This is a genomic window from Paenibacillus sp. PvP094 (genome assembly GCF_040546835.1).
GTDB classification, from domain to species: Bacteria; Bacillota; Bacilli; order Paenibacillales; family Paenibacillaceae; genus Paenibacillus; species Paenibacillus illinoisensis.
Genome location: NZ_JBEPOM010000001.1, coordinates 3,573,449 through 3,585,600, shown reverse-complemented (window position 1 = coordinate 3,585,600; position 12,152 = coordinate 3,573,449). Strand labels below are relative to the sequence as shown.

At 48.4% G+C, this 12,152-nt stretch carries 13 protein-coding genes; 4 read left to right on the top strand and 9 right to left on the bottom strand.

Going from position 1 to position 12,152, the window contains the following annotated elements:
• Nucleotides 1-2 precede the first annotated feature (2 nt).
• From ABIC22_RS16575 to ABIC22_RS16545, 7 genes are all read right to left on the bottom strand, one after another.
• Nucleotides 3-1,235 (bottom strand): MFS transporter, encoded by a 1,233-nt coding sequence (locus ABIC22_RS16575; protein WP_354482287.1) that lies wholly within the window; start codon nt 1,233-1,235, stop codon nt 3-5.
• 132 nt (nt 1,236-1,367) lie between these two features.
• Nucleotides 1,368-1,814 carry a GNAT family N-acetyltransferase gene (locus ABIC22_RS16570; protein WP_354482284.1) on the bottom strand — a complete coding sequence of 149 codons (447 nt, stop codon included), beginning with the start codon at nt 1,812-1,814 and terminating at the stop codon, nt 1,368-1,370.
• Between the two features lie 69 nt (nt 1,815-1,883).
• Complete coding sequence (locus tag ABIC22_RS16565) at nt 1,884-2,213, bottom strand: GRAM domain-containing protein (RefSeq protein WP_127538729.1); 330 nt, start codon at nt 2,211-2,213, stop codon at nt 1,884-1,886.
• A gap of 195 nt (nt 2,214-2,408) precedes the next feature.
• Nucleotides 2,409-3,227 carry a purine-nucleoside phosphorylase gene (locus ABIC22_RS16560; RefSeq protein WP_354482280.1) on the bottom strand — a complete coding sequence of 273 codons (819 nt, stop codon included), beginning with the start codon at nt 3,225-3,227 and terminating at the stop codon, nt 2,409-2,411.
• Between the two features lie 126 nt (nt 3,228-3,353).
• Entirely contained in the window at nt 3,354-3,743 is a 390-nt protein-coding gene (locus tag ABIC22_RS16555) for an immunity protein TriTu family protein (RefSeq protein WP_127538727.1), read from the bottom strand.
• Between the two features lie 60 nt (nt 3,744-3,803).
• Nucleotides 3,804-3,974, bottom strand: coding sequence for a hypothetical protein (locus tag ABIC22_RS16550; RefSeq protein ID WP_164764272.1), 171 nt, complete (start codon nt 3,972-3,974; stop codon nt 3,804-3,806).
• Nucleotides 3,975-4,065: 91 nt separating this feature from the next.
• On the bottom strand, nt 4,066-6,135 hold the full coding sequence (locus ABIC22_RS16545; RefSeq protein WP_354482276.1) for a helix-turn-helix domain-containing protein: 2,070 nt from the start codon (nt 6,133-6,135) through the stop codon (nt 4,066-4,068).
• Between the two features lie 147 nt (nt 6,136-6,282).
• On the opposite strand from ABIC22_RS16545, the gene ABIC22_RS16540 reads away from it, so the two are divergent.
• From ABIC22_RS16540 to sdaAA, 4 genes are all read left to right on the top strand, one after another.
• The gene (locus ABIC22_RS16540; RefSeq protein ID WP_354482274.1) at nt 6,283-7,521 is read left to right on the top strand and encodes an MFS transporter; all 1,239 of its coding nucleotides are present in this window, start codon (nt 6,283-6,285) and stop codon (nt 7,519-7,521) included.
• A 110-nt stretch (nt 7,522-7,631) separates the two neighbouring features.
• Nucleotides 7,632-9,062: a M20 family metallopeptidase gene (locus ABIC22_RS16535; protein ID WP_483312593.1), complete on the top strand. Its 1,431-nt coding sequence runs from the start codon at nt 7,632-7,634 to the stop codon at nt 9,060-9,062.
• 4 nt (nt 9,063-9,066) lie between these two features.
• Nucleotides 9,067-9,735 carry an L-serine ammonia-lyase, iron-sulfur-dependent subunit beta gene (sdaAB, locus tag ABIC22_RS16530; RefSeq protein WP_127538725.1) on the top strand — a complete coding sequence of 223 codons (669 nt, stop codon included), beginning with the start codon at nt 9,067-9,069 and terminating at the stop codon, nt 9,733-9,735.
• Between the two features lie 50 nt (nt 9,736-9,785).
• Nucleotides 9,786-10,661: an L-serine ammonia-lyase, iron-sulfur-dependent, subunit alpha gene (sdaAA, locus tag ABIC22_RS16525; RefSeq protein ID WP_095359693.1), complete on the top strand. Its 876-nt coding sequence runs from the start codon at nt 9,786-9,788 to the stop codon at nt 10,659-10,661.
• 141 nt (nt 10,662-10,802) lie between these two features.
• On the opposite strand, the gene ABIC22_RS16520 is transcribed toward sdaAA, so the two are convergent.
• Nucleotides 10,803-11,150: a hypothetical protein gene (locus ABIC22_RS16520; protein ID WP_154896144.1), complete on the bottom strand. Its 348-nt coding sequence runs from the start codon at nt 11,148-11,150 to the stop codon at nt 10,803-10,805.
• Between the two features lie 93 nt (nt 11,151-11,243).
• Nucleotides 11,244-12,116 carry an aminoglycoside phosphotransferase family protein gene (locus ABIC22_RS16515; protein WP_354482267.1) on the bottom strand — a complete coding sequence of 291 codons (873 nt, stop codon included), beginning with the start codon at nt 12,114-12,116 and terminating at the stop codon, nt 11,244-11,246.
• Nucleotides 12,117-12,152 lie beyond the last annotated feature (36 nt).

Below are 12,152 nucleotides of genomic sequence, written 5' to 3'. Positions count from 1 at the left end.
ATTCAAGTCCTCCCTATGTTTTCGTGGGTAATCCGGTCACTCTTGTTCATTGGCTTCATATCACTTGCCTTTACCACCCAGGCTGCCCCTAGAAGTACGATCCCTGTAAGCAGAAAAATGAAAGGAATGCCGGTCCATCCACCAAGAAAGCCGCCAATCAAAGGACCAAGCACAATACCGAATTGGCTCGCCGTCTGGCTGAGACTAACTGCCCTGCCCCGGAATTCGTGCTCCGCATATTTGATTATTAATGCATTGAGAGCCGGGTAGACCGCAGCGAAGAACAGACCATAGATAAATCGCAAACTTCCAAAATACACGAGATTATACGCGGTTAGCTGAAGAAGACTGCCAATGCCGCCGCCGAGCAGCCCGATAAACAAGGTTTTCTCATACCCGACCCTGCCACCAATCTTTCCCCATCTGGGTCCCATAATGACTGTCGCTACGCCAATGGCTGAGAATACAATGCCTGCACTGAGTGTCGCATGGCTGACATCTCCGCCGATCTGAACGACATACAGCGTAAGCACCGGTTCGATAATGAGCACGGACGTGGAGACGAGTAGAATGAGTCCATAGATCCGCATTAAACCGGGAGTGGATGCCGCTCTCTTCAGATCACCCAGAATACTGGTGGAAGCCACTTTATGGGTTCTGCGCGACTCTTTTACGCCAAGAACCAGCAGAGCCGAGAACAGTGTAATGATCCCGGATGCAATGAAGCATCCCCGTAGCCCAATCCATTGACTGAGCACACCTCCAGCAAGAGGCCCAAGAATTCCGCCTGCTGCAGTGGATGTGGAGATGACACCCAGCGCGTAGCCCACATGTTTCTCCGGCGTATTCGTGCCAACCAATGTGATGGAGGCAGGATTGAATCCTGCCATGAGTCCCTGAAAGACCCGAACAGCAATGAAGGTGTAAGGGTCCTGAACAAAATAGTTGGCAGAATGGGCAATCGCTAGCCCAACACCTGAACGGATCAGCATCAGCTTGCTGCCGTATTTGTCAGCCAGTGATCCCCAGAAGGGCGCACATAGTCCGCTGATCAGAAAGCTGATCGAGATCGAGACACCGGACCAGGCCTCCAGCCCGCTCTCAATTCCAAGATCATTTTGCAGAAACAGAGGAAAGAACGGCACGGACAAGGTGTACGACATATGATTGAAAAAAAGCCCCAACCACAGAATATACAGATTACGCTTCCAATCCGGCATATCGGTATTCTCCATAGTATATAATTCCTATAAAATAAGTAGGTTATTATCCATATTAGGATAAGGATGCAGGAAAGTATAATAGAAATGTTCAATAGACCCATTCAAGAATTAAATGAATGGGCCTCTCTTAATGCCATTTAACGATCAATTTTCTGTTAGCTGTACGGACATAAACACATCTACCTCATCTTCACGATCTACAACAAACCCGAAACGTTCATATAAATGCTTCGCCCGGCTTCCCTGCAGCACATTCAATATGACACGTTTACCTCTGGCTTCGTCCTTTTCCAGTAGCTTTTGCAACACTTCGGTTCCAATCCTCCTGCCCTGCACATCGGGATGAATATAAAAGTGCTCCAGCAGAGCACCCTCAGCCGTAGGCTTCAGTGACACACAACCTACAGGTGAACCCTCCAGCTGAATAATCCATGTATAGATCGGATCGAATGTGTTCCGGAAACGTTCCCGAACCTTCACCTCGTCATACCTTCCCAATCTGGTCAGATCATCATACAGAACCAGGGCACGCAAATCAGCAAGCCGCTCCACATCTTCCTGCACAGCTTGATGCATCTCTAGTTGGTTCATTAATACAACCTCCGTATTCATTACTCCAAATCCCTGTTTCTTCGTATATGTATTACCACTTACACATTTCTACATCAATTCATTATCCATTTTCTTGGCACGTATAATCTCGCGAATAATCTTCGAACGGTTCCAAACGACAAATTTGAAGACAAGTCCATCCTCCATCGTAATGGAAATACCATTAGGAATGATTCCCCATGTCTTTCGTTTCTCAATCTTGGTCATGCCCCAGATCTCAAGTTGAAGCCATTCGGTCTGAATATTCAGGCCATGTGGGATAAAGACCAATCGTTCATTGGTAAGGAACAGCTTCCCTCCAACGCCTTCAAATCCCCTTAACCAGTTCGCATTAATCCGTTCAAAAATGACGTATTCCGTTGAACCCAACTCTTCCATTGCTGTCAGTCTCCTTTGATCAGCCGATCTTGATTATTCTACCAGTTTGAATCTCTCTTATTATAGGTCGTTTCTGCCCGTTTAGGAATATTTTTGCACATGATTATGATCAAAAAAGCATAGTCCACCGGATATCATCCGTCATGAACAATGCTTTTTCAATGGTTACTATGAAAAGGGTTAGGGCTTTCTTCCCTACATCTCTTGCAGGATGCCTTTGACAAGCCCGATAAAGGTCGTCTTCACTTTTGCAGCCACTTCGATGACTTCATCATGACTGAGCGGCTGATCCAGAATGCCGCAGGCCATGTTGGTCAGACAGGAAATGCCCAGCACCTTCATGCCGCCATGGATGGCTACGATCGCTTCAGGAACCGTAGACATACCTACAGCATCCGCGCCCATCGTCCGAATCATGCGGATCTCGGCTGGTGTCTCATACGCAGGGCCACTCCACCACGCATACACCCCTTGCTGCAGGCTGACCTTCTGCTCTTCCGCAACCTTAAGCGCAATACTGCGCAACTCACGGCTATATACCTGGGACACGTCAGGGAAACGGACACCGAGTTCGGCGTTATTGGGTCCCATCAATGGATTGTTGCCTACCAGGTTAATGTGATCCGTAATGAGCATCAGCTGACCTGGCTGGAAGCTTGTGTTGATCGCTCCGCAGGCATTTGTAATGATCAATTGCTCAACACCCAGCGCCTTCATGATACGAACCGGAAACGTCACTTCATCCAGCGTGAACCCTTCATAATAATGAAGACGTCCTTTCATCGCGACGACGGTTTTGCCCATTAGTTCGCCAACGACCAGCTCGTTAGCGTGACCAACAGCTTCAGATTGTGCAAAGTATGGAATATCCGTATAGGGAATAACTGTAGCATTCTCGATCTCGTCCGCAAGTGCTCCCAGCCCTGAACCGAGGATCATGCCTACAACAGGCTTGGTGTTAATTCGGTTTAATATGTAATCTCTAGCTTCTTGAATATGTTCGGATTGATGCATGAATGGTTTCCTCCTGATCATCTGTAATGGGGATTCGTATGACTATCCTCAAGTGTAATGAACAATGGACATGATGTAAATGGAAGTCGGCAACCAACACTTCTGGACAGTCTCACGCTGTATACGTTAAGCATTAACACCCGTCTGTAACACTTGGAAATAACCTTGCAAAAGCTTATCAAAATCAGGAGTCTCTTCCTGAATCTGCTCTATATACTTCCACAAGATCAATTCTTCCGTTTCGATGTTTATTACCTCGTATTCCATTTGTCCGGACTCCCAGACAGTCACTTGGCCCATGGCACACCCTGATTCATGAACAAACCCGGTCGAGGGGTCGGGAATATACTGTTCTTTCACATGGCTACGGTTCACCGGTTCTGTAGTAATATGAAGCGTTCGCAGCGGGCCTGCCTTCAGTTCGGCCCATTGTGTGAAGTTCTTTTGAAGCAACGTGATATGCACCTCCCAAACGACTGGCATGGCCAAGATTCTAATGGTTTCCTTTCTAGTCATTATACTTCACCTGTGCACACAAAAAACGACCCTCAGCCAGAGAGTCGGTTGCCATGGTATTTAATTCAGTGAATGTGCGGTTCTGCTTTTTATAATATCCATCCCCATCATCAGAAGCAGCATCAGTGTGGCGAACATCAACGGCTTGTTAAGGGTGCCCTCAGCAAAAATAAAATAGGTGAATGTGACATTGCCCATAAAAGCAATCAGGTAATTGCGGATGTGATTCATCTTCTCACCCTCATTTCGGGACTTTATTTGAAAAACGCCTAATTCTATTTTTAACGCTATCACATTTTACCAAATAAATCCAGATATTCAATCAAGATGAGCGGTATGTCTGCCGCAAATAACAGGCCAGCTGCAGATGAAGCAGGTGCTCCTGGTTACTCAAGGACATGCCCAAAATCTCTTCAATTTTGCGAATCCGCTGATACAGAGTATTGATATGAATATGAAGGGTGGCTGCCGTCTGGGCAGCAGATCCCCCGGAAGCCATATATGTCATTAGCGTTTCCTCCAGTCCGCCGGTCTGCCCTTTGGCAGGTCTTAGCGGCTCAAAGATCTCTGCCATAAACGCATTCAGATCCTCCGCAGATTGCCGGATGAACAAACGGTTGACACCAATATCCGTATAGCGAATGGTGCCCCTTTCTCCCCTTGTCTTCTGATACGCCAGTGCCTTATCGGCTTCCTGGAATCCCGTATTAATCGCATCTAAGCCTGATCGGATTGAACTTAAGCCTCCGAATAATTTCACCTGATTTCGATTCTCCCAATCCTTCACCAGGGAGCTGAACTGCTGCTCCAGCTTACCGGGTTTAAACGCATCAGTCACGATCAGCAGCAAGGTCATTCGCCTCTCATCCCCAAACGCAACTGGCAGCGTTCCGCTTGGCATTTTCTCTCTCAGATAAGCAATGAGCTGAACGGATAATGGACTATATGTGGATGGGTTCACCCGATCTGCAAACTCCAAATGGCCGACTACGATGGTTGTTGAAGGACCGACCCCGATCTCCCCCGACTTCTGCCAGTAATCCTCCGAGTCCTGACTAAGTCTCAGTTCATTGAAGAATTGCTGTGTTTTCTTGAAGTAAAATTCAGCCAGAGACTGCTTGCGCATTAATTCAAGAGCCAGAATGGAGCTCCCCTGCTCCAGCGCAATTAACTGCAATGGTTCCAGCGGAGTATTCATCTGCATGATCAGATAACCGAGACATTGATTAGCCGAAGCAATCGGGTACAAATATTGAAATACCTGGCTTTCTTCCCCCTTGATACATGTCAGATAATCAGGATGATGCAAGGATTCGTACAGATTCCGCAGTTTCTCCATATCCCAATCATTCAGGACGCTGCTCCGTTTGGGAATCCATTCATTATCAATAAAATCGATAAATACGATTGGCACGCCAATGATACGTGTCAATTCGTTAACGATGGATACCGCACCTTTATTTTGGAGGGACAGCCGCATTAAGGATGAGTGAATCTCATCTCGTTTAATGAGCGTCTCGTTCCGTTTGCTCAGATCCTCATAGAGCTGGGCATTCGTGATGGCAATGGAAACCTGGTCGGCAAAGCTCTGCAGCAGTCTTACATCCGATTCCGTGAATATGGGGACCCTACCTTTTTGATAAACGATTAACACGCAATCCGGCTTGCCTCCCACCTTGATCGGCACCGAAATGATTGACCCGATATTCTGAAAGTCGTATGCCGAATTCAAATGATCCTTGTTGTCAGGGGTCATGTTGCCAAAGTCATCTTCCACTGTGGAGAAACTGTTGTAAAGCTTGGGTGTGCCTCGCTTGAATGTATTGCCAATAATGCCTTCACCCGGCTTCAGCTTCATTTTCATCATGTCCTCGCCCATTTCTCCAGCTCTCGCCTTAACCTTCAGTGCATCAATTGAAGGATCGTATCTCCATAACACCCCGATACATTCATAAGGAATGACCGATAGCGCACTCACCAAAATCCGGCCCAACAGCTCATTCAGATCTAACAACTGAGTCACATCACGGATACTGTTCATGATTTCGTTCAAGGCACGTTCATGCTTGCTGGCCACAGCCTCCGTATAATACGGGTAGAGTAATGAGGATAACGTAACTAAATCTTCCGCAGAAAAGTGCCAGTTCATAAAGACACGAATTGCCACACATACATTGTTACTATATGGTAGAAAAACTAACACAACATCATCTGATTCGTGCTCTACTTTGGGGTGTTGAAGAGGGAGACTTTCATCAAAACGAGGTGGTATACTTTCCTTTTTGCCAATGGCTTCATTCAGCACCCAATCTTCCCAATTACTGCTGATCCAAACCTCATAATCGCATTTCCCCAACCGTTCTCTCAGGATTTCATGTAAGATTCCATTCAACAGAGCCGCCCCCAAGTCAATGTAGGTTTTCACATAAAACTACAATTTATTATACATATATATACATTGTGTTGGTACCCCCTCATCCTGTAACTTTATATCAACACAGAAATCAAGTTAACAATCGATGAGAAAGAAGGTAACACAATGTCCAAAATCATGCAAAGCAAACACTTCAAGTACATTGTTCTCGCTCTCTTGTTTCTCGGCTGGTGCCTAGGCAACCTGGATCGCTTCGTCATCAACTATGCCATTGTGGGAATAACTCAGGACCTGGGTCTGGGCGCTTCCGCACAAGGAATCATCCTCAGCAGCTTTTTCCTCGGGTATGCCATTATGCAAATCCCAGGCGGAGCACTCGCCGACCGTTTCGGCTACCGTAAGGTCATTCTTGTTTCCTTGTTCTCCTGGTCCATATTCACCATTCTGACCGGTTCCGCCTGGTCTTTACTCTCTCTTATCTTCGTTCGTTTCCTGTTTGGTATTGGCGAAGGCAGCTTCTTCCCTTCCGGTTCCAAAGCTATCGCCACCAACTTCCCGGTCAATCAGCGAAGTGGTGCCATGTCGATCATGCTGGCGTCCGCTGCAATTATGGGGGTTGTCACTCCTATTCTGACTGGACATGCCCTTGTGACCATTGGCTGGCGTAACCTGTTCTATATCATAGGTGTGGTGGGTATCCTCATCACTGCCCTCATGTTCTTTTTACTCAAAGAACCGGCTAAACCTTCACTCGCTGCCTCTGCCTCGGGACAACAACCCAAAACATCGCTTAAAGACGTCTTGAAAACACCGCTGATCTGGAATTTGTTTATTAGCTATTTCAGCATTTATGCCGTGAACTGGGGCCTTCAATCCTGGATGCCAACCTACATGGTCAATGTCCGGGGATTGGATATGACGCAAATGGGACTGCTCTCAGCCATCCCGGCTGTCGTCAGCATTTTCACCATGCTCCTCAGTGGCTATGTGCTTGACCGTATCCCGGCTGGCAAAGATCGGATTATCGCTTCCGTATTCGGTGTACTTGTTGCCTTCTTCCTGTACCTCATGGGCTCCTCGGGAAGCATTGCTACATTTATTACGTACATGACAATCGTAACGGCCATGGCTGGATTTATTTCCACGCTGATCATTTCAAAATCACTAAAAACCATGCCCGAATCTATTGTCGCAACGGCCAATGGATTCATTAACACAGGTGCACAGCTCGCCGGTTTCCTGACACCGATGCTGATCGGATTTCTGGTAGAGGCTTCAGGGGGATCTTATGCAACGGCCTTCATCATGTTGATCGCCTTCGCCCTCATCTGCTCCCTTTCGTTATTCTTCTCGCGTCGTTCGAAACAAGACAGTGGTTCTGAAGTGCAGGCGACGGCCGTTTAAAGACGCAGCTTAGTACCCTTTTTCTCGATAAAAAAATCACGCATAACAAACAAGCCATTTCGTGCTCACCATAAAATACATGTAAAGAGGTGTATCCCATGACAACAACGATTGATCTAACCCAATATATATCCGATGCCATTGAAGGAAAACGCGAGTTGTTCACCCAAGCTAGTGACCGAATCTGGGAATTTGCAGAGACAAGGTTCGATGAATTTCAATCTGCAGAGCTGCTGATAGAATTGCTGGAATCGGAAGGCTTCACGATCGAGAGAGGTGTTGCCGGACTGGAGACCGGATTCATCGCCTCTTATGGTACGGGGCTGCCTGTTATTGCCTTACTGGGCGAATATGACGCACTGGCTGATCTCAGCCAGGAAGCCGGAATCAGCACATACCAGCCCGTTCAGCCGCGTGGTAACGGTCATGGATGCGGACATAACCTGCTCGGCATAGGCGCTGTGGCTGCGGCAGTCGCAGTCAAAGACTATCTTCAGGAGCATCCGGAAACCCAAGGAACGGTGCGTTTCTATGGATGCCCGGCCGAGGAAAGCGGATATGGAAAAACGTATCTTGCTCGCGAGGGCTACTTCAAAGACGTGGATGCTGCACTCTCCTGGCACCCTCACTCCATGAATGCCGTTATGCATGGAAGCTCTAATGCGGTCATTCACGGCACGTTTACTTTTAAAGGCATCAGTGCTCATGCTGCAGCCGCTCCCCACCTGGGCCGAAGTGCTCTCGATGCCGTTGAGCTGATGAACATCGGTTCAAATTATATGCGGGAGCACATGATTGATCAGGCCCGAATTCACTACGCCATTACCAACTCGGGCGGTTTGGCACCCAATGTCGTGCAGGCGGAAGCCGAGGTCACTTATCTCGTTCGAGCACCGAAGAGCGCTCAGGTACGGAGTCTGTTTGAACGTCTGGTGAAGGTCGCAGAAGGGGCTGCCCTGATGACGGAAACCACGATGGATTTTAAATATGAAGGCGCATGCGCCAACCTGATTCCGAACAGCACGCTTGAGAAAGTGATGCATCAGCATCTAGTGGCTTTCGGTGCACCCGAATATGCAGAGGACGAATACGATTATGCCAAAGCCATCTATGAGACGCTGCCGCTCCAAAATCAGCAGGAAGCTGGCGCGTTAGTTGGTCCTGAGCTCGCCCCTCTTCTGGCTGAGCGACCGCTGCCGAACTTTATTGCTCCTTATTCGGATGAGAAGGAGACCTTCATGGGTGGATCAACCGATGTAGCGGATGTCAGCTGGAATGTGCCAACCGCGCAGTGTATTACCACCACGATGGCCTTTGGCACGCCGCTTCATGCTTGGCAAACCGTTGCCCAGGGCAAGAGCAGTTTTGCTCACAAGGGCATGCTGCTCGCTGCCAAAGCGATGGCAGCTACGGCCATTGAATCCATTTTGCATCCAGAGATCGTCAAGGAAGCACAACAGGAGTTGCTGGACAGACTCGGCGGGGAAGTGTACGACTGCCTCGTTCCCGCAGATGTGCAGCCTCCCAAACGGGGAGAATGAGACTGTGAGGTTCAAAGACGTATTTTCCATTATCGGTCCAGCCATGGTTGGACCGTCAAGCTCCCACACTGCTGGAGCAGCACGGATTGGACGCACGGCTCGACAACTGTTCGGCGAATGCCCTTCCCATGCGGAAATCATCATGTTTGGCTCTTTTGCCGCAACGTACAAAGGACATGGTACCGACACCGCCATCGTTGGCGGTCTGCTGGATATGGACACGGATGATCCCGGTTTACCCGAGGCTTTTGCCCATGCAGACATGGCTGGCATGCAAACTGTCATCCGTCCGGGAACAGGTCTGTATCCGCATCCGAACACGACAGAGATTGTACTGACCAACGCAGCGGGAACTCGGACATTAAACATGATCGGTACGTCAATAGGCGGAGGGAATATCGAAATTGTCCGGATTAACGGCTACAACTTGAAGCTGACGGCTCTCTATCCTACACTCATCATTCGTCATAGCGATGAACCAGGTGTCATTGCTGTCGTCACCCGCCTGCTTGTGGATAATCACATCAATATTGGACACATGTCCGTGGATCGCAAGAACCGGCGGGGTGAAGCCATGATGGTGCTCGAATGTGATGGCCGGATCGACCCCGCCGTGGTGCGGCAGATTGAAGTGATTCCGGAAGTCCAGGAAGTCACGCTGCTCCATCTTTAATTTGCATATTGGAATTGATTTCCACTTAATAGATAAAGGAGCCTACGCCAATGAACTTTCGAACGCTAAAACAACTTGCCGAACTGGCGGAGACCCGCAATCTTTCCCTCGGCCAGCTCATGCTGGAAGAGCAATGTCATGAGTCAGGCGAGGACACGGGAACCGTGTTCGGCCAGATGCAAGAGTATTATGAGATTATGAAAAGTGCGGTGCATCAAGGTCTTCACACCGATACCACTTCCAAAAGCGGATTAACTGGAGGAGACGCCCGTAAATTGATGGCTTTTCGCGCAGATGGACAATCCATGCTCGGGGACCATGCCAGTCTGTCCATGAGTTACGCACTTGCGGTATCCGAGGTCAATGCCTCGATGGGCCGAATTATTGCTACACCAACGGCGGGTTCCTGCGGCATTATTCCCGGGGTATTTATCAGCAGCCAGGAGCGATTCGGCTGGACCGATGAACAGATGGTCTACGGCCTGTTTGCCTCCGGGGCAATCGGTTATGTCATTGCCAACAATTCGTTCATCTCTGGTGCGGAAGGCGGGTGTCAGGCCGAAGTAGGGTCAGCCATCGGGATGGCAGCTGGAGCGCTGGTGGATATCCGGGGCGGGTCTCCTTCCCAGGCCATTCACGCCGTTGGGCTTGCGCTGAAGAATACCCTTGGTCTGATCTGCGATCCGGTAGCCGGGCTTGTCGAGATTCCGTGCATCGTACGGAACGGTTTTGGTGCCATTACTGCTCTCGGAGCCGCCGATATGGCGCTGGCTGGGGTCCGCAGTGTTATTCCTTCAGATGAGGTGGTACAGGTCATGCTTGAGGTTGGATCGGCCATGCCTGAATCATTACGCGAAACGGCAGGCGGCGGCCTCGCCCAGACCCCGACAGGGCGCAAGATCACACGGGATTTGCAGCATAAATAAAGATCAGGCATGTCATTTACACTCAGAGAGACGGTCAGAACGCCTCTCAAGGTAAATGCATGCCTGCTTTTTTTGTTTGATGTATATTGAACAGCTCGTACATTCTTCAGATAAATTCTGTTGGACTAAAGGGGGCTACAGCTATAGCTTGTCCACCTGCAGCAGTGTAACCTGTTTTACGGTACACGCAGGACTGATTTGCTCTTCCGACAGCACGTTCAGCTTAATCAGGCTTTTCAGCTTATGACTATCTACCTTGGACAACAGTCGCCAAATATCCGGATCAGGCAGTGCGGCATACAGCTTCTGATCATCATATTCCTTGCGCTGCTGAAGCACCGTTTTCACCGTATAACCGCCAACCTGTGTCTCATATACACCTTGTTCGGCACAATATGCGACAATCTCATCTCGAAGTACAGATAATTGCTGCTCAATCTCTTTTTGCTGCTGCTTCAGTTGAAAATAGGTTTGCACCTTCTGTTCCATGACCTATCACGCTCCTCTATACCATAGGTATGCAGGAAACGATTGTTTAGGACAGGCTATTCTCACATTCTATCAACTTCTTCGGGCACTCCGTCATGATTGCAATAGACTCTCCTTCAAATACGGATTATTACGAACAATTGCACACACCCGCTGCATTACGTTTGGTCCCATGGGTACATCGGCGACGCGGCTTAACAGAATCCAGCGTAGACAAGCCATTGCTTCAAAAAAACCTTCATCCTCCAGCGAGTAACTTGATGTACGTCTGAATTCAGCACAATATGTCTCTCCATAACTCTCGCCATTGTAGATCGTAATAAGAAAAACAGACCATGCAACATCGTACCTTGGGTCGCCCAACTGTCCATTCGTCCAGTCGATAATGGTATAGACGTCCTCCATTTCAAGAATGTTACCCAGATTATAATCGCCATGGATCAAGCAGTCCTGCCTGAGCTGGACGCGCTGAAGAAGGTGCGACAGATGAGTGCTTATGTCTTCATAGAGCTCTATGGAAGGAAAGAAATAACCAACAAAATCATACCTGGATATGTACGCTCCATCTTCTTCTGTACCTGTTTCATTCAGCGGATAACGATGGACCTCCATTAAATTTTGAGCCAAATGTGCCAGCTTGGAAGATGTTAATTCGGTCATAGGCACGCCATCATAGCTCGTTAACAGCACCTGATTATGCTCCTCATCCCTGCCCCAGCCATAAGGTGTGGAGACACGGATACCAATATGGAGTAGTTTGGATAACAGCTTATATTGGTTGCCGACATTCGGTTTCGAATCCTTGTTCCATATCTTCAGAACATATGACTGATCATCAAGTACGATTTTCATCACATCTGCTTCCAGTCCAGGTGACAAAGGAATGACCTCATAGCCCCCTTTCACCACAAGTCTTAGACGATCATCCAAGTGGATCCAATTCATACAGCTAAGTTCGATGGTCATCACTTCCTCCTCTTCTGCACATGGCCTTATCTCCCT

Bases quoted from the DNA above. Each gene is read 5' to 3' on its own strand.
- ABIC22_RS16515 (WP_354482267.1), bottom strand. From the start codon at position 12,116: ATGACCATCGAACTTAGCTGTATGAATTGGATCCACTTGGATGATCGT.
- ABIC22_RS16550 (WP_164764272.1), bottom strand. From the start codon at position 3,974: ATGAATCACATCCGCAATTACCTGATTGCTTTTATGGGCAATGTCACA.
- ABIC22_RS16520 (WP_154896144.1), bottom strand. From the start codon at position 11,150: ATGGAACAGAAGGTGCAAACCTATTTTCAACTGAAGCAGCAGCAAAAA.
- ABIC22_RS16555 (WP_127538727.1), bottom strand. From the start codon at position 3,743: ATGACTAGAAAGGAAACCATTAGAATCTTGGCCATGCCAGTCGTTTGG.
- sdaAA (WP_095359693.1), top strand. From the start codon at position 9,786: ATGAACTTTCGAACGCTAAAACAACTTGCCGAACTGGCGGAGACCCGC.
- ABIC22_RS16570 (WP_354482284.1), bottom strand. From the start codon at position 1,814: ATGAACCAACTAGAGATGCATCAAGCTGTGCAGGAAGATGTGGAGCGG.
- ABIC22_RS16565 (WP_127538729.1), bottom strand. From the start codon at position 2,213: ATGGAAGAGTTGGGTTCAACGGAATACGTCATTTTTGAACGGATTAAT.
- ABIC22_RS16560 (WP_354482280.1), bottom strand. From the start codon at position 3,227: ATGCATCAATCCGAACATATTCAAGAAGCTAGAGATTACATATTAAAC.
- ABIC22_RS16540 (WP_354482274.1), top strand. From the start codon at position 6,283: ATGTCCAAAATCATGCAAAGCAAACACTTCAAGTACATTGTTCTCGCT.
- ABIC22_RS16575 (WP_354482287.1), bottom strand. From the start codon at position 1,235: ATGGAGAATACCGATATGCCGGATTGGAAGCGTAATCTGTATATTCTG.